Here is a 16314-nt window from a genome sequence, read left to right as displayed (position 1 = left end):
TGGTGGTCGAGGCGTTCAGACGCGGCCGAGGATGTGGTTGCCGGGGGCGGTGGAATCGGTGGCGGTGAAGAACTCGTCGGCTGCTTCGAGCCACTCGTCGAGGTCGAGGTTGCCGTCGCCGTTGCGGTCCAGTACGCGGAAGATGTCCCGCGCCTGGCCGGCGGGAACGCCGATGGCGGTGTAGAGGGTGGTGAACTCGTCGATGTCGACCACGCCGTCGTCGTCGCGGTCGGCGAGTGCGAGATCGGCCTTGATGGACGGGTGGACCATCTCGCGTACCCGCCGGCTGTCGGCTGAGGCGGCCAGGCCGACGACGAAGGCGTCCTTGGAGACGCGGCCGTCGGCGTCGGGTGCCGCGAGCTGGGAGAGGCAGCGCCAGTAGTGGGCTTTGGAGTCGGCCACGGAGCGGCTCTTGGGTGAGGTCGGCGGCTCTTGCAGGTGTGCGATCAGCCGGTCGCCGAGTGCGGTGAGATCGGCCTCGGTGATGTATCCGTCGTTGTCGGTGTCGAGCATGTTGAATCGGTGCTCGAATTTGCGGCGCAGCAGGTCCTCGCTCACGGCCTGTTCCTTTCGTGGAGACTTCAGTTGGAAGGGTGCTTACCTTCAGCCGGGGGCGTGTGAGGGGGGCCTTGCCGTGAGGCTCGTCCGTTCGGGCGGGCCGATTCACCGGAGAAGCGGTCCGCCGTGCCGGATGCCGAGGTGGGACCTAGCGTCGTACCGGGGGCAGAGGAGGTGCCCGTTCATGCATCGCATCGTCCCGTCCGCGTTGGCCGTCGCCTCCGTGGCGGCGGTGGTGGCCGCGGGCGCGCTTGCCGGCCCGTCGAGCCGTGAGGCGGCCCGTGAGGCGGCGCTCACCGAAGTGACGTTCACCGCGGCCGAGCGACGCGGCACCCTCGCGTACTGGACGCCCGGCCGGATGCGCGAGGTCGGCGCGAACGCACCGCTCGGGCAGGACTCCGCTGTCGTACGGCCGTGGGGCGGGCCGGAGATGAGGACGGTGGGGCGGCTGTTCTTCACCGACGAGAAGGGGGAGGACTCGTACTGCACGGCCACCGCGGTGCGCGGCAGCAACCGGTCCACGGTGATGACGGCCGGGCACTGTGTGCAGTTGCCCGCGTCCCCCGGAAACCACCACACCAATATGGTGTTCGTGCCCGGCTACGGCGCGAAGAGCGGCGAAACGAGCGGCGAGAAGAGCGGCGAAAACCGTCTCCCCTACGGGGTGTTCGTGATTCGGGCGGTGGTGATGCCGCGCAGCTGGGAGCAGGACGCCACGACCGATGTGGCCGCCGTGGTCGTGGATCACCGCTCGGGCAAGGCGCTGGCGGACACGGTCGGCGGGCAGCGGCTCGCCGTCGGCCGCAAGCCGGGCGGAAAGGTGACTGTTTTCGGCTACCCGGACAGTCGGGAGGAGCGCGGCGAGCGCCTCATGTACTGCTCGGGCACCACGTCCGCGACACCGGACGGCAAGCAGAGCGTGCCCTGTCCGATGGAGGGCGGGTCGAGCGGAGGGCCTTGGCTGGCGGGGTTCGACGCGAAGTCGGGGCGGGGCACGCTGGTGTCGGTGAACAGCTTCGGGGACGAGGCGGAGGGCGGTTCGGTGATCGAGGGCGAGGTGCTCGGCCCACTCGCGGGTCATGTGCACGCGCGGGCCGAACAGTTGTGAGCCGACCGAGCAGTCGTGAGCCGAGCCGTTGTGAGCCGACCGAGCAGTCGTGAGCCGAGGCGTTGTGAGCCGGTGGGGCCGGGGCTCACGCCTTGCGCGCGACCCCCGCGTACACCGGCACGGGCGAGCCGTCCCTGACCTCGTCATCGGCGAGTTCGGGGCGCCAGTCCGGGACCCGGACGACGCCCGGGTCGACCGGTCGAGGCCGTCGAAGTGGCTCGTGAACTCCTCGCGGGAGCGGGGCACCAGGGTCACACCGCCCGCCTCTACGTCAACTCCGTTGGCTGCGCGGGGAATTCGAGTGTGCGGATGGAGGTGCCACACCGCCGGGAGTTGGAATGTCCTGACAAATGCTGGACGCGGTACGGGCAGCGGTGCCAGGTTGGGGTCATGCGCATCGGACTCATCGGAACAGGTCGTATCGGTTCGTTCCACGCGGCGACGCTCGCCCGGCACCCCGCGGTGGACGCTCTCCTCGTCGCCGACGCGGACCCCGCACGGGCGGCGGAGCTGGCGGGCCGCACGGGCGCGGACGCCGCGGCGGACGTGGACGCGGTGTTCGCGGCCGGGGTGGACGCGGTCGTGATCACCGCGGCGACCGCGGCGCACGCCGCCCTGATCGGCCGGGCGGCACGCGCCGGGCTCCCCACGTTCTGCGAGAAGCCGATCGCCCTCGACCTGCCGGGCACCCTGGCCGCGCTGGAAGAGGTCGAGCGGGCGGGCTCGGTGCTCCAGCTCGGCTTCCAGCGGCGCTTCGACGCGGGGTACGCGGCGGCGCGGGAGGCGGTACGGGAGGGGCGGCTCGGCCGGCTGCACACGGTGCGGGCGATCACGTCCGACCCGGCGCCGCCGCCCGCCGCGTATCTGCCGCTGTCCGGCGGGCTCTACCGGGACTGCCTGGTCCACGACTTCGACGCGCTGCGCTGGGTGACGGGGCGCGAGGTGCGCGAGGTGTACGCGGTCGGCTCGGACGCGGGTCCGGCGATGTTCCGCGAGGCCGACGACATCGACACTGCCGCGGCGGTCCTCACCCTGGACGACGGCACGCTCGCCACGGCTACGGCGACGCGGTGCAACGGCGCGGGGTACGACGTACGCATGGAACTCGCCGGTGAGCGGGACCAGTTGGCGGTCGGCTGGGACGAGCGCACGCCGCTGACGTCCGCCGAGCCGACGGGGCCCGCGGCGCCCGAGAAGCCGTGGCCGGGGTTCCTGGAGCGGTTCGCTCCGGCGTACGAGGCGGAGATTTCCGCGTTCGTGGAGGTGGCGCGGGGCGGGCGCGAGAATCCCTGCGACGGGCGTGAGGCGTTGGCCGCTTTGCGGATTGCGGAGGGTTGTGAGGTGTCTCGGCGGGAGGGGCGGGTGGTGAGTCTTGCGGGGTAGTCGTCCCGCGCCCCGTCGGCTCGGGTGCCGCCGGCTCGGGCGCCGTCGGCTCGGGCGCCGTCGATCGCCCTGCGGGCTCGTCCTCAAGCGCCGGACGGGCTGATTCTCTCCCCTCCCCGCCCCTTCCCGAAAGACCGCCGTCGGCTGCGGGGGCTCCGCCCCCGGACCCCCCTCCTCAAACGCCGGAGGGGCTAGTTTTTTCGAGCCGCTCAGTCCAGGAGCCGGATTGTAGGCGTGCGGGTGCTCGTCGCGACCGGGCGGGTGCAGTGCGCGCAGGGCTCGCTGACCGGGCGTTCCATGTTCGTCTGGATGCCGAACGAGCCCGAGGCGCCCCCCTCCTGCGGGCAGTCGTAGCCGAGGTGCAGGCGGACCCAGGGGTGCAGGGTCGGGGCGGCCGCGCGGTGGCCGGAGGCGGAGTCCGTGAACGGGGCCCACCAGAAGCTGACCACGGCCCTGAGCGCCAGCTGGTCGGCGCCCGAGGTGACGTCGAAGGCGGCAATGCGGGCGGCGGTGTAGTGGCCGACGGGGCCGCCACGGCTGCCGCTGCACACCGCGCGCTCGGCGCCGACCTCCAACACCGTGGTGCGGGCGGTCCGTTCGCAGACGAAGCAGTCGAGGGACAGCTCAATCTTGGACCCCCAGCGGAGGTAGTGGAAACCCTCGCCACCGCCCGTACGGCCGGTGACGTCGGTGCAGATCTCGATGCTGCGCTGCACGGCCCTCAGCCTCCCGCCGCCAGGACGGTGCCCTGGGCGACGGCGCACAGCTTCTCCTCGCCCGCGTCGTCGACAGTGACCAGGTCGCAGCGGACCACGGCCTGGCGGCGGCCGCTGTGTACGACCTCGGCGCGTGCGACGAGGATGCGCCCGCGTGCGGGCCGTACGTACTGGATGGAGAAGCCGCCGGTCAGGACGGCCGGGCCGAGTGTGGTGCCCGCGGCGAAGGTGAGGGCGTTGTCCGCCGCGTACGCGACGACGCCGCCGTGCAGATGTCCGTTCTGCTGCCGCAGCTCCTCGCGGACGTCGACCTCCAGGGTGGCGCTGCCGTCGCCGAAGGCGGTGATCCTGGCCTGGAGGAGGCGGCTGAACGGCTGCGAGTCCAGGGCCTGTTCGGCCGCGGCCAGGTCGAGGGCGGGCGGCTGCGTCATCGTGCGGATCTCCTCTGCTCGGTGGTGGTGCGGCGGCCGGTCCGGGGCAGCGGGCCCCGGGGCTCGTCGCGGCGGGGCGTGAATCTACCCGCGCCGCCGGTGTCCAGGAACCGGGCCAGCGGAAGCGTCGCGGCGCCGACGGTCACCGCATCGGGGCCGAGCCTGCCCAGTTCGATGGTGGTCTGCGCGTACGGGTGGCGCAGCGCGTACGCGGCGGCCGCCTTCCGTACGTCGGGCAGCAGGCGGGGGCCGAGCAGCAGTCCGGCCCAGCCCGCGACGACGATGCGCTCCGGGTTGAAGAGGTTGACGAGGTCGGCGATGCCCGCGCCGAGGTACTCGGCGGTCTCGTCGAGGATCGCCGAGGCCGCCGAGTCCGGGCCCGTCACCCCGGCGGCCTCGGTGAGGAGCTGGGCGAGGCCGTCCTCCTCGTCCGGTGAGCGCTGCCGCCCGCCCGCCTCGCGCCACCGTTCGAGTACGGCCTCCGCGCCGACGTACGCCTCCAGGCAGCCGCGCGCCCCGCACCGGCAGCGGCGGCCGCCGACCCGCAGGACGGTGTGCCCCCATTCGCCCGCGCTGCTGGCGGAGCCCTGGTAGGGGACGCCGTCGGCGATCACGCAGGCGCCGACGCCGGAGCCGATGAGCGTGATGACGGCGTTGCGCGCGCCGCGACCGGCCCCGAACCACATCTCGGCCCGGCCGAGGGTCTTGGCGCCGTTGTCGATGACGAGGAGGGTGTCGTCGTCGAGGAGGGTGTCGTCGACGGGGAGGGTGTCGTCGATGGGGAGGGTGTCCTCGTCGATCACGTCATCGGGCACCCCGAGCTCCGCCCGCAGCAGCCGTTCCAGGGGCACCGCGTTCCACCCCACCGTCTGCCCGTGGACCACCGCGCCGTCAGGTCCCGCCGCGTCGACGATGCCGGGGACGCCGACGCCGACGCCGACGATCCGCCGGGTCTCCCCGCGCGTGACTTCGCGCAAACCTTCCACCACGGCCCGCACCACGCGTTCCACGTCGTGCCCCTCGCCCGGCTCCGGCAACGGCAGTTCGGCGCGGGCCAGTTCGGTCAGGGCCAGGTCGAACAGCTCGACGCGTACGCGGGTCTCGCCGACGTCCACGCCGACCAGGCGGCCGCTGTCGGGGGCGACGCGCAGGAGCGTGCGCGGGCGGCCGCCGTCCGAGTCGACGGTGCCGGCCTCCTCGACCAGGCCGTCCGCGATCAGCTCGCCGGCCACGTTGCTGACGGAGCCCGAGCTGAGTCCGGTGAGCGGGCCCAACTCCTGTCTGCTGAGCGGGCCTTCGAAGTACAGCTTGTGCAGGACCGCCGCGCGGTTGGTGCGCCGCAGGTCGCGCACCGTACGCCGGTTCGTTTCCACCATCGCCTCCCCTTCCCTGAGTGAACCTACCCGGGCGGGAACGTGTGCGCGAAGTATTGACGGACCGTTCCCTCACTACTTAACTCACGACTTGAATTTAGCCGTGAGGTCTGTTCACGAGTCGAACGGAGCCACCCCCGGAGAGCGGCCAACGACACGACGCGCACGCTCGCCGTCGGTCTGCAGGGTTACGCCACCCAGATCGACGTGTACTGGAACCAGGTCATGGCCGCCTCGCTCGTGGTGAGCGTTCCGGTGGTCGCCGGGTTCCTGCTGCTCCAGCGCCATCTGGTCGCCGGTCTCACCGCCGGGGCCGTCAAGTGACCATTGAGGAAAGGGAATTCGTGGCCCCCCAGCACAAGCCCCAGCACCAGCTCCTGCACCAGCCCCCGCACCAACTCCCCGCCGACTTCGTCTGGGACACCTTCGCGCACACCCCCGGCACCATCGACGGCGGCGACCACGGCGACGCGACCTGCGACCACTACCACCGGTGGCGGGACGACATCACGCTGATGCGCACCCTCGGCACACGTACTACTCGTACGAGGACACCCAGGGCTCCTTCTCCATCGGCCGCGATGAGCAGGAGATCCTGCCGCTCGTCCGCACCGCGAAGCAGCTCAACCCCCAGGTGCGGGTCATGGGCAGCCCGTGGTCGGCGCCCGCCTGGATGAAGGACAGCGGCAAGCTGGAGGGCGGCGGGCTCAAGCCGGAGATGTACGAGGCGTACGCCGACTACCTGGTGAAGACGCTCCAGGCGTACGCGAAGGCCGGCGTCCCCGTGGACGACCTGACCGTGCAGAACGAGCCGCTCTTCGAGACCTCGTACCCCTCGATGGGCATGTCGCCCGCCCAACAGGCCGATTTTTTCCGGGTGTTGGAGGCTAGGCTGACCGCGGCGGGCCTGGACACGCAGCTCTTCGCGTACGACCACAACTGGGACCGGCCCGACTACCCGCTCGACGTCCTCAACAGGACCAAGGACATCGCGCGCGTGCAGGGCGCCGCGTTCCACTGCTACGGCGGGCGGCCCGAGGCGTAGCAGCAGGTGCGGGGCGCGGGTGAGGGGGTGTTCTTCACGGAGTGCTCGGGCACCGACAGCGAGGACCCGTCGCGTACGTTCGCGGACACCCTCAAGTGGCAGACGGAGAACCTGGTCGTACGCAGCCTGCGCTCCGGCGCGGAGACCGTCGTGCTGTGGAACATGGCCCTGGACGACAAGGGCGGCCCGCACTTCGGCCTGTGCGGCGAGCGCTGCAACGGGGTCGTGCAGGTCGCGGGCGGCAAGGCCGAGAAGAACGCGGAGTTCTACGTGCTCGGGCACGTCTCGAAGTTCATGGACCGGGGCGCCCACCGCATCGCCTCGACGAGCCAGGGCCCTGGCGGACTGCAGAACGTCACGTTCGAGAACCCGGACGGCGAGCGGGTCTCCGTCGTCGTGAACGCGGCCGACGCGCCCCGGACGTTCTCCGTCGTCGTGAACGCGGCCGACGCGCCCCGGACGTTCTCCGTCGTCGTGAACGCGGCCGACGCGCCCCGGACGTTCTCCGTCACGGAGTCCGGTCGCTCCCTGGCGTACGAGCTGCCCGCCGGGGCCGTCGCGACCTTCACCTGGCCGGGGGCTCCGACGGACTGATCGCCGGGCCGATCCGCGCGGCCGGGGTGCGCCCCGCGCCGCGTCCCGGCAGGATCGGCGCATGGCGAACCAACCGAGGATCGAAGAACGCCCCGCACAGCACTTCGTCGGGGTCAGGGGACGGGTCAGCTGGGACACGTTCGGCCAGCTCGCGGACCGGCTGCCGGAGATCGTGGGCTGGCTCGGCGAACGCGGCATCCCCATCGCCGACGGCCCGTTCTTCAAGTACGAGGTGCTCGATCCGGAGGACCGTACGCGGGAGTTCGAGGTGGTGGCCGGGGTGCCGGTCGGCGAGCGGGTCCGGGTCCCGGACGGCGAGCTGTTCGTGGGTACGCTGCCGGCCGGGCGGTATGTGACGGTACGTCATATCGGCCACCCCGACGAGCTGTTCGCGGTGACGGCGACAGTCCTGAAGTGGGGCACGGCGAAGGGGCTCGCCTGGGACGTGGAGCGCACGGAGGCGGGCGAGGTGTGGGCCTGCCGCCTGGAGAGCTACAAGACGGATCCGCGGGTGGAGCCGGACTTGAACAAGTGGGAGACGGAACTGGCGTTCCGACTGCGGGACTGACGCCCCGGGGCCGCCCTCGCCTTCCGGCGGGGGCGGCCCGGCAGGGCAGTGGTTCAGCGTCGCCCTCTGGACGCGATCCAGGCGGTCAACAGCCCACCTGGAACGGCGATGGCCAAGTACAGGGGGACCGATTCCATGAGGCTTCCGTCGCTCGAATTCAGCTCACCGCTGATGAGCAGCCCCAGAAAGAACACGAAGATCGCGACGAGGAAACCGACGGTTGTCGAGGTCCGGCCTTTCATATCCCTCTTCTCCTCTCTCACCTGGCGCCCTCAAGCACTCAGTAGCACTTCACGCCCTTGGGCCTGCCGGTGTAGGAGAACTTCATCTCAACACCCTTCTTGCATTTGTCGATCCCCTCGTTGCCGAGCGAGACCATGTAAGAGTAGACACCCGCGGCGACAGCGGCGCCGATCCCCCCGGTGATGACCCCGATGATGCCGGCCGCCGTGGCCGCGGAACCCGCGTTGATGGCCTTGGCCTGGGACTTGCTCAGCTTCACGTAGACGTACCAGCCGAAGCTGACCCCACGCAGCACCGGACTCTCCTCGTCACCGGGCAGATCGCCCCGCACCACCTCGACGACGTCGGAGTCCTTGAACGCCTCGACCGCCTCCTCGTACGTGTAGCCCTGGGCGGCGAGGTCCACATACGCGCCTCCGTCACCGGCGGCGGCCACCTTCACCGGTTCCGCTTCCCCCGAATGGGCCGATGCCGCCGGAGCGGTCCCCAGCAGAACAGCCCCCGCGAGCACAGCGGCACAAGTCGTCTGGAAAAGACGGGACTTGGTCACAGACACAACTCTCCCCATGTTGATGAAAAACAAAGCCCGTCGGTCAAACGGACCGTGACAGTCCATCATTTCGGGACGTAAAAGCCACAGGACCAAAGTCCCTGCTTGAAGGGACCAATGACCTCGTGCTTTATCGAGCCGTTGCGAGCTGACTGGAACCTTTTCCGCTGGAATCCGTCCACCCGCAACTGAGGGTCCCGGCAGACGCGTTCAGGCCCCGCGCCCCTTTCGGGGCACGGATACCTAGCCCTCGTCCTCCGTCGGCTCCAGCAACCCCGCGTCATGCGCCAACAGCGCGATCTGCACACGGTTGTTGAGGTCCAGTTTCGTCAGGATGCGGCTCACGTGGGCCTTGACCGTGGCGACGCTCATGTAGAGGCGGGTCGCGATCTCCGCGTTGGAGTGGCCCCGGCCGACCGCGACGGCGACCTCGCGCTCCCGGTCCGCGAGGGCCGCGAGGCGGGCCTCGGCGCGGCTTCTGCGGTCGGTGTACGTGTCCGGGCCCGCCGCGCGCGTGATCAGCTGGCGGGTCACAGTCGGGGAGAGGACCGGGTCGCCCGCGGCGACGCGGCGTACCGCCGTGACGATCTCGGCGGGCGGGGTGTCCTTGAGGACAAAGCCCGCGGCGCCCGCGCGCAGGGCGCGCAGGACCTGTTCGTCGGCGTGGAAGGTGGTGAGGACGACGACCTGCGGAGCGTCCTCACGGACCCGCAGCCGCTCGGTGGCGGTGAGGCCGTCGACCTTCGGCATGCGCAGGTCCATCAGGACGACGTCGGGCTTCAACTCGGCGACCCGCTCGGGGACTTCGGCCCCGTCGGCGGCCTCCCCGACGATCTCGATGCCGTCGGCGCCGCCGAACATCAGGGACAGGCCCGCGCGTACGAGAGGGTCGTCGTCGACGAGCAGCAGCCGGATCGGGTTCGAGGTCATGGCGCCCACGGTAGCCAGGCGGCGATCCGGAACCCGCCGTCGCCCTCGGCGCCGTGCGTGAGGCGGCCCCCGGCGAGGGTCGCGCGCTCGGTGAGGCCGATCAGCCCCTGCCCCGAACCGGGCACCTCGGGCACGTCGCCGGGCGGGGCCGGGTTGCGCACCTCGACGGTCAGACCCTCGCCGGGAGCGCCCGCCACCCGGACGGTGACCTCGGCGCCGGGCGCGTGTTTGCGGGCGTTGGTCAGCCCCTCCTGGGCGATGCGGTACGCGTTGCGCCCGGCGCCGGCTGGGACGGCCTCGGGGTCGGCGACGCGGTTGTCGAGGGCGACCTTCATGCCGGCGGCGCGGGACTCGGCGACCAGGGCGTCGAGTGCGGCGAGGGTGGGCTGGGGTCGGCCGCCCTCGTCACCGGAGGCATCGGTGCGCAGGACGCCGATGATCTCGCGCAGGTCCTGAAGGGCCTCGTGGGCGCTGTCCCGGATCACCCCGGCGGCGCGGGCGATCTCCTTCTCGGGGGCGTCGGGCCGGAACTCCAGGGCGCCCGCGTGCACGCTGAGCAGGGTCAGCCGGTGGGCCAGTACGTCGTGCATCTCGCGGGCGATGGCCTCGCGGGCGAGCCGTTGGGCCTCCTTGGCGCGCAGCGCCGCCTCGGACTCGGCGCGTTCGGCGCGCTCGCGCAAGCTGAGCAGGAGCTGGCGCCGGGAGCGTACGAACATGCCCCAGCCGATGACGGTGACGGACATCAGCACGGCGAAGGCGACCGTGATCACGTACGGCAGGTCCGGCTCGGGCCGCAGCCAGTAGTAGAGCGGCACGACGGCCACGGAGATGCCGCCGATCCAGGCGACGTACCGGAACGGCCGGTGCACGGCGAGGGTGAAGATCGACACGACGGCCGCGCCGCCCGCGGTGTCGGAGACCAGGCTGACCGGCACCATCGCGATGGCCAGGCCGACCGGCCAGCGGCGGCGCAGCCAGACCGCGGCGCAGGCCAGGGCGCCGACGGCGTGGTCGACCCGGACGAGGCCCGGGGGCACGTTCGGGTTGCTGCCGACCGCCTCGGCGCCGACCAGGCCGACGAGCACGGCGGTGAGGAAACAGGCGAAGTCGACGATCCAGTCGCGCACGGTGCGCCGGGCCCGGCCGTTCCTGATCCGGTCGGGGTCGAGTTCGGCGGCGACGGCGGCGGGCAGCAGACTGGGCCACCGGTACTCGGGGCCCGGCGTGGGGTCGGCCGGGGGCGGCTGCTGCTCCATACCTCTCATGGTCGACAAATCTATGCACCCGCGCAGCTGTGCGGGCGGCGCGCGCGGGGACGGTAGCCGAAAGCTCCTGGGCCGTAGCCGAAAGTCTGCCGGGCATCGACCTTCGGCCCTCCGCCGCCCGCCGGGGTTCGCCGTGCGGCCGATGTGCGGGGGCCGGCGGCGGACGAGGATCGGCGCATGAAGAAAGGTCTTGAGTTCCTCGGTCTGCTCCTGCTGCTCCAGGGCGCCTTCGCGATCGTGCGCGAACTGACCGACTGGCCCCTCGCCTGGGGCGTCATCCAGCACCTGGACTTCCTGCGGGGGTACGAGCTGTACGCGGGCATCGCGCTCGTGGTGCTCTCGGTGGCCGTGTTCGCGGCGGCGGAGAGCAGCGGCAAGGGGGGCTGACGCGTGGGCCGATGCGGCTCCGGTCGCCGCGTACGTTGCGAGGCAACCGGAGCCGACGGGCCGGGATCGGGTCAGCAGCCGTGGTCGACCAGGTCGAAGGACTCGTAGTGGTCGGCGGTGTAGTAGTCCTCCTCGGTCGCCTCGCCCGTGACGATGCGTCGGGCGCCGCGGTCGTCGGAGCCGGGGGTCTCGACGGTGAACTCGTGGTAGTAGCCGGAGTCCTGCGGGGGCAGCAGCCCCTCACGGTTCTGGAAGACGGTGCCGTCCTGCGGGTACGGGTAGGGGCCGCCCGCCTCGATCAGGTCGAGGGTGTCGTGGGCCTCGGGCGGCAGCGCGGAGTAGCAGATGTCGCCGACGGCGGCGACGGTCGCGGTCGCGGAGTGGGGGGTCACGGGAGCGGGGGCCGCGTTCGCGGCCACGGGTCCGCCGGCGAGGAGCGCGGCGGCCAGAGCGATGCCTGTGGCGATGCGTGGGGGGATTCGCATGCCCCTAGCATGACGCGCGTAGAGCCTGCCGTGTCAACGTCAAGTACCGGAAATTTTCAGGGAGTTCACCCGTGCGGGCCGCCGCGAGCCGCGCCGGACGGTGGGCGGTCAGATCGAGGCGTACTCCGGGGTGCCCTCGCGCTCGTACGTGCCGATGACGACTCCCGTGCGGGTGACGCGGGTGTCGGCGTTGTGGAAGGCCGTGGGCAGGGTGCCCTCCGCGAAGAGGCGCTCTCCGGCGCCGAGCACGACCGGCACCGTGATGAGGTGCACGGTGTCGATCAGCCCGTGCCCGAACAGTGACCGGGCGAGACCGGCGCTGCCGTGCATCTGCAGCTCGCGGCCCGGCTGCTCCTTCAGCGCGGTGACCGCTGCGGCGAGATCGCCGCCGATGACCTGAGAGCCCTCCCAGTCGGCGCTGGTCAGGGTGGTGCTCGCGACGTATTTCGGCAGGGAGTTGAGGGCGTCGGAGACGGGGTCGCCGCTCTGCTTCGGCCAGTACGCGGCGAAGATCTCGTACGTGCGACGGCCGAGGAGGAAGGCGTCCGCGCGCCGGAAGTTCTCGTCGACGAACCCGCTGAAGTCCTCGTCGAAGTACGACCAGACCCAGCCGCCCTGGGTGAAGCCGCCGCCGGTGTCCTCGTCCGGCCCGCCGGGGCCCTGCATCACGCCGTCGAGGGTGACCATCTGGGTGAGTGTGAGCTTCATGACCGGTCCCGTTGTCTCGTGAGCGCCGCTGTCACCAGGAATGACCGCCCGCCCCTCGGAAACTCATCGCTCACCCCCGCACCCCGGGAACCCCGCGTACGTCACCGGCGCCGAGTTCTCCGTCGACGGCGGGCGAGCGGCGTGAGCTCGTACGAGAAAGAGGGGCGCGCCGGGGCTGTCCTCCCGGCGCGCCCCTGAGGGCGGTACGCACGCCCCGTGGGCGGGTGTCGTCAGCCGCCCAGCTCCTGGTGACGGGCGGCCAGGCCGGCCGCGCCGTCCTCGGTCAGGGAACCGAAGAGACGGAGGCGGGAGATGCCGCCGTCGGGGTAGATGTCGATGCGGACGTGCGTGCCCTTGGCCGCCGTGTCGAGCACGAACCGGTGGTTGGTGTCGGGCTGCAGGCGGGTGCGGGGAAGCACCTCGGTCCACTCGCCGTCCTCACCGTCCTTGACGGACAGCGCGGCCCAGCCCGCCGAGTTGCCCTTGAGGTACGCGGTGTCGATCTCGACGGCGCGGATCTCGGACTGCTGCACCAGCTGGTAGCGGATCCAGTCGTTGCCCTTGTCGCGGCGGCGGCGGGTCTCCCAGCCGTCGTCCATCTTGCGGGAGCGGCCCGGCTGGATGGTGTTGGTGGCCGGGGAGTAGAAGCGGTCGGAGGCGTCCTCGACCTGGCCGCCGTTCTCCAGGGCGACCACGTCGAAGGTGCCGAGCGCCTTGAGCCACTTCGGGTCGGGCACGACCTCGCCGTAGACCCGCAGGCGGGCGATGCCGCCGTCAGGGTGCTGGTTGACCCGCAGGTGCGTGAAGCGCTGCTCGGCGGTGACCTCGAAGCCGTTGGCCGCGTGGCCGCCGACGGCGGTGCGCGGGACGAGCGTCGTCCACTTCACGTCGCCGGAGAGCAGCTCGTCGGGCGTGGGCGAGCCCTCGACGTTGGCGCCCTCGATGGACACGGCCTGCGGGTAGTTGCCGCGGAAGTGGGCGGTGTCGACGACGATGCCGCGGATGACGCCGGGGGCGCCGAGGCGGACGAGCGCCCAGTCGTGGTCCTCGTCGGTGGGGTGCGGGACCTCGGCCGAGACACCGCGGCGACGGCGGGTCTCCCAGCCGTCCATGATCTTGCCCTTGTGGCCGAAGTGCTCGGGGTCGAACTCGGCGGCCTCGGGCTTGAGCAGGTTCTCCCGCTCGGCGAAGAACTCGTCGTTGGCGGCGATGACACCCGCGCCGAGCTGGCGGTCGGCCAGGTTGGCGTACTGGGTGAAGGGGAATTCGGCGCTGCGGTAGTCGGCGTACGGCTCGCCGCCGCCGTAGGGGCTCGCGTCGCCGGTGAAGGAGGCCAAACCGGAATTGTTCTGCGCCACGGGGATCAGTTCTTCCTTTCGAGGAGTCGGCCGGAGGGCACGGTGAATTCGCCGCCCGCGTGGATGCGCTGGCCGCGCAGCCAGGTGGACTTCACGACGCCGTGCAGGGTCTTGCCCGCGTAGGCGGTGACCTTGTTGCGGTGCTGGAGTCCGGCGGGGTCGACGGTGAAGGTCTCGTCGGGCGCGAGGACCGCGAAGTCGGCGTCGCGGCCGGCCTCGATGGCGCCCTTCTGGTCCAGGCCGACCAGCTCCGACGTACGCGCCGACATCCAGCGCACCACGTCGTCGAGACTGTGACCGCGCTCGCGGGCGGCGGTCCAGATGGCCGGGAGGCTGAGCTGGAGGCCGGAGATGCCGCCCCAGGCGGTGGCGAAGTCGTCGGTCTTCAGGTCGGCGGTGGACGGCGAGTGGTCGGTGACGATGCAGTCGACGGTGCCGTCGGCGAGCGCCTGCCACAGGAGGTCCTGGTTGGCGCCCTCGCGGATGGGCGGGCAGCACTTGAACTCGCTGGCGCCGTCCGGGACTTCCTCGGCGGTCAGGGTGAGGTAGTGCGGGCAGGTCTCGACGGTGAGCTTGACGCCCTCGGCCTTGGCGGCGGCGATCAGCGGCAGCGCGTCGGAGGACGACAGGTGCAGGACGTGCACGCGCGCGTCGAGGCGCTTGGCGGTCTCGATGAGGCCCTTGATCGCCGCGTCCTCGGAGATACGCGGCCGGGTCTGCAGGTAGTCGCCGTACTTCGGGCCGCTCAGGTGCGGGGCGGAGTCCAGCTCGTGCGGGTCCTCGGCGTGCACGATGAGGAGGCCGCCGAAGCCCGCGATCTCGCCCATGGACGCGGCGAGCTGCTCGCGGTCGAGGTGCGGGAACTCGTCGACGCCGGAGGGCGACAGGAAGCACTTGAAGCCGTAGACGCCCGCGTCGTGCAGGGGCTTGAGGTCCGCGACGTTGTCCGGGAGCGCGCCGCCCCAGAAACCGATGTCGATGTGCGCCTTGGCGCGGGCCACTTCCTGCTTGGTGCGCAGGTTGTCGACGGTGGTGGTGGGCGGCAGGGAGTTGAGCGGCATGTCCACGAGGGTGGTGATGCCACCGGCGGCCGCGGCGCGGGTGGCGGTCCAGAAGCCCTCCCACTCGGTGCGGCCGGGGTCGTTCACGTGGACGTGGGTGTCGACGATGCCGGGGAGCAGCGCGTCGTCCCCGAAGTCCTCGAGCCGGGCACCTTCGGGGACCTCGGTCTCGTACGGAAGGACGGCTGCGATCTTCCCGTCGGCCACGGCGACGGAGGCGGCGCGCGTGCCCTCGGGGGTGACGACTCGCGTCGAGCGAAGGACCAGTTCCACGTCGGACACCCGTTTCCCCTCTCTTCCTCTTCCGCGGCTCTGAAGAGCACGGAAGGGGGTATTGGTATTCAACAATCTGTTGAACGAATCTTCACCGGGCCGTCTGGCCCAGTCAAGACCCCCTGGGTACACCCGGAGGGCTTCGTTCCGGTTCTCTACCCAGACTAGAGCTTTCCATGAAGTGAAAGCTAGATTTCGCTACGCAGAATATACTTACGTACAAGACCGGGCCACCGGGCACCCGCACGCGAGGAACCGACGGGTAGGCTGCACCTCCGCCTGCTCCTGAGCACCGAAAGGACCGCGCCGTGCCGACGTCCAACGCCAGCGACGCCTCCACCGAAAGCGCCTCCAAGCCCGCCGCCAGCGGGGGAGTCCAGTCACTTGAGCGCGCCTTCGACCTGCTCGAGCGCATGGCGGACGCGGGGGGCGAGGTCGGCCTGAGCGAACTCTCCGCGAGCAGCGGTCTGCCGCTGCCGACCATCCACCGCCTGATGCGCACCCTGGTCGCCACCGGGTACGTCCGCCAGCAGCCCAACCGCCGCTACAGCCTGGGCCCCCGCCTGATCCGCCTCGGCGAATCCGCCTCCCGCCTCCTCGGCACCTGGGCGCGGCCCTACCTCGCCCGCCTGGTCGAGGAGACCGGCGAGACGGCGAACATGGCGCTGCTCGACGGCGACGAGATCGTGTACGTGGCGCAGGTGCCGTCCAAGCACTCCATGCGGATGTTCACGGAGGTCGGCCGCCGCGTCCTGCCGCACTCCACCGGCGTGGGCAAGGCCCTCCTCTCCGGCACGCCCGCCGACGAGGTCCGCGCCCTGCTCGCGCGTACCGGCATGCCCGCCGCGACGGAGAAGACCATCACCACGCCGGAGGGGTTCCTCGACGCGCTCACCGAGGTCCGCCAGGCGGGGTACGCGGTGGACGACAACGAGCAGGAGATCGGCGTCCGCTGCCTCGCGGTCCCGGTCCCCGACTCCCCCACGGCGGCGGCCATCTCGATCTCCGGCCCGGCCGGCCGCGTCACCGAGGCCGCCACGGAGAAGATCGTCCCGATCCTCCAGCAGGTCGCGGCGGAGCTGTCGGTGGCCCTGGCGAACACGAACGGGTCCTGAGGGGCCGGGAGTTCGGGGGTACGGAGTCCGGGGGTACGGAGTCCGGGGATACGGAGTCCGGGGATACGGAGTCCGGGGATACGGACGTCGACTGACGCAAGCGGACGGGCCCGAGGCCGCCGGAGTGACCGGCGGCTTCGGGCCCGTCCGTAGGTCCGGCGGG

General features: G+C 71.4%; 19 protein-coding genes and 2 pseudogenes. 9 read left to right on the top strand and 12 right to left on the bottom strand.

Annotation, left to right across the window (positions count from 1 at the left end):
• Positions 1-15: 15 nt before the first annotated feature.
• Positions 16-558: an EF-hand domain-containing protein gene (locus tag RCO28_RS23960; protein WP_308943310.1), complete on the bottom strand. Its 543-nt coding sequence runs from the start codon at positions 556-558 to the stop codon at positions 16-18.
• A gap of 184 nt (positions 559-742) precedes the next feature.
• Here RCO28_RS23960 and RCO28_RS23955 point away from each other — a divergent pair, with 184 nt between their 5' ends.
• The gene (locus RCO28_RS23955) at positions 743-1666 is read left to right on the top strand and encodes a trypsin-like peptidase domain-containing protein (RefSeq protein WP_308943308.1); all 924 of its coding nucleotides are present in this window, start codon (positions 743-745) and stop codon (positions 1664-1666) included.
• A gap of 390 nt (positions 1667-2056) precedes the next feature.
• Entirely contained in the window at positions 2057-3049 is a 993-nt protein-coding gene (locus tag RCO28_RS23950) for a Gfo/Idh/MocA family oxidoreductase (RefSeq protein ID WP_308943306.1), read from the top strand.
• A gap of 209 nt (positions 3050-3258) precedes the next feature.
• Here the strand turns inward: RCO28_RS23950 and RCO28_RS23945 are convergent, their stop codons facing one another.
• From RCO28_RS23945 to RCO28_RS23935, 3 genes are read right to left on the bottom strand one after another with little or no spacing between them, the layout of a single operon-like run.
• Positions 3259-3765: a hypothetical protein gene (locus RCO28_RS23945; RefSeq protein WP_308943304.1), complete on the bottom strand. Its 507-nt coding sequence runs from the start codon at positions 3763-3765 to the stop codon at positions 3259-3261.
• A 5-nt stretch (positions 3766-3770) separates the two neighbouring features.
• Entirely contained in the window at positions 3771-4196 is a 426-nt protein-coding gene (locus RCO28_RS23940; RefSeq protein WP_308943302.1) for a PaaI family thioesterase, read from the bottom strand.
• Positions 4193-5572, bottom strand: coding sequence for an ROK family transcriptional regulator (locus RCO28_RS23935; RefSeq protein WP_308943300.1), 1380 nt, complete (start codon positions 5570-5572; stop codon positions 4193-4195). The genes RCO28_RS23940 and RCO28_RS23935 overlap by 4 nt, the downstream gene beginning before the upstream one ends.
• 147 nt (positions 5573-5719) lie before the next feature.
• On the opposite strand from RCO28_RS23935, the pseudogene RCO28_RS23930 reads away from it, so the two are divergent.
• The 5 genes and pseudogenes from RCO28_RS23930 to RCO28_RS23915 form a co-directional block, all read left to right on the top strand.
• Positions 5720-5893: pseudogene (locus RCO28_RS23930) on the top strand (carbohydrate ABC transporter permease); the annotation flags it as partial.
• A gap of 89 nt (positions 5894-5982) precedes the next feature.
• Positions 5983-6114 (top strand): annotated as a pseudogene (locus RCO28_RS23925) (family 1 glycosylhydrolase); the annotation flags it as partial.
• Positions 6063-6614: a hypothetical protein gene (locus tag RCO28_RS39400; protein WP_374991232.1), complete on the top strand. Its 552-nt coding sequence runs from the start codon at positions 6063-6065 to the stop codon at positions 6612-6614. The pseudogene RCO28_RS23925 and the gene RCO28_RS39400, both read left to right, overlap by 52 nt.
• Positions 6615-6641: 27 nt before the next feature.
• A complete protein-coding gene (locus tag RCO28_RS39395) occupies positions 6642-7208 on the top strand; it encodes a glycoside hydrolase family 30 beta sandwich domain-containing protein (RefSeq protein WP_374991231.1) in 567 nt (188 codons plus the stop codon).
• Between the two features lie 61 nt (positions 7209-7269).
• Positions 7270-7776 (top strand): GyrI-like domain-containing protein, encoded by a 507-nt coding sequence (locus RCO28_RS23915; RefSeq protein ID WP_308943299.1) that lies wholly within the window; start codon positions 7270-7272, stop codon positions 7774-7776.
• A gap of 53 nt (positions 7777-7829) precedes the next feature.
• Here RCO28_RS23915 and RCO28_RS23910 read toward each other — a convergent pair whose 3' ends face one another.
• From RCO28_RS23910 to RCO28_RS23895, 4 genes are all read right to left on the bottom strand, one after another.
• On the bottom strand, positions 7830-8018 hold the full coding sequence (locus tag RCO28_RS23910; RefSeq protein WP_308943298.1) for a hypothetical protein: 189 nt from the start codon (positions 8016-8018) through the stop codon (positions 7830-7832).
• Between the two features lie 38 nt (positions 8019-8056).
• The gene (locus RCO28_RS23905) at positions 8057-8461 is read right to left on the bottom strand and encodes a hypothetical protein (protein ID WP_308943296.1); all 405 of its coding nucleotides are present in this window, start codon (positions 8459-8461) and stop codon (positions 8057-8059) included.
• Positions 8462-8812: 351 nt separating this feature from the next.
• Positions 8813-9499, bottom strand: a complete 687-nt coding sequence (locus RCO28_RS23900; RefSeq protein WP_308943294.1) for a response regulator transcription factor — start codon at positions 9497-9499, stop codon at positions 8813-8815.
• Positions 9496-10755, bottom strand: a complete 1260-nt coding sequence (locus RCO28_RS23895; RefSeq protein ID WP_308943293.1) for a histidine kinase — start codon at positions 10753-10755, stop codon at positions 9496-9498. The genes RCO28_RS23900 and RCO28_RS23895 overlap by 4 nt, the downstream gene beginning before the upstream one ends.
• Before the next feature lie 186 nt (positions 10756-10941).
• Here RCO28_RS23895 and RCO28_RS23890 point away from each other — a divergent pair, with 186 nt between their 5' ends.
• Positions 10942-11151: a hypothetical protein gene (locus tag RCO28_RS23890; RefSeq protein ID WP_308943291.1), complete on the top strand. Its 210-nt coding sequence runs from the start codon at positions 10942-10944 to the stop codon at positions 11149-11151.
• Between the two features lie 71 nt (positions 11152-11222).
• Here RCO28_RS23890 and RCO28_RS23885 read toward each other — a convergent pair whose 3' ends face one another.
• The 4 genes from RCO28_RS23885 to allB all read right to left on the bottom strand — a co-directional run bounded on the left by RCO28_RS23885 (position 11223) and on the right by allB (position 15045).
• Positions 11223-11636, bottom strand: a complete 414-nt coding sequence (locus RCO28_RS23885; protein WP_308943290.1) for a ribonuclease — start codon at positions 11634-11636, stop codon at positions 11223-11225.
• A gap of 108 nt (positions 11637-11744) precedes the next feature.
• Positions 11745-12344, bottom strand: coding sequence for a dihydrofolate reductase family protein (locus RCO28_RS23880; RefSeq protein ID WP_308943289.1), 600 nt, complete (start codon positions 12342-12344; stop codon positions 11745-11747).
• A gap of 230 nt (positions 12345-12574) precedes the next feature.
• The gene (gene alc / locus RCO28_RS23875; protein WP_374991230.1) at positions 12575-13702 is read right to left on the bottom strand and encodes an allantoicase; all 1128 of its coding nucleotides are present in this window, start codon (positions 13700-13702) and stop codon (positions 12575-12577) included.
• A gap of 5 nt (positions 13703-13707) precedes the next feature.
• On the bottom strand, positions 13708-15045 hold the full coding sequence (allB, locus tag RCO28_RS23870) for an allantoinase AllB (RefSeq protein ID WP_308943287.1): 1338 nt from the start codon (positions 15043-15045) through the stop codon (positions 13708-13710).
• Between the two features lie 299 nt (positions 15046-15344).
• On the opposite strand from allB, the gene RCO28_RS23865 reads away from it, so the two are divergent.
• A complete protein-coding gene (locus tag RCO28_RS23865; protein WP_308943286.1) occupies positions 15345-16151 on the top strand; it encodes an IclR family transcriptional regulator in 807 nt (268 codons plus the stop codon).
• The last annotated feature ends 163 nt before the right edge of the window (positions 16152-16314 follow it).

The organism is Streptomyces sp. LHD-70, assembly GCF_031157275.1.
In the GTDB taxonomy this organism is placed as follows: domain Bacteria; phylum Actinomycetota; class Actinomycetes; order Streptomycetales; family Streptomycetaceae; genus Streptomyces.
This window is presented reverse-complemented; position numbering and strand designations above follow the sequence as displayed.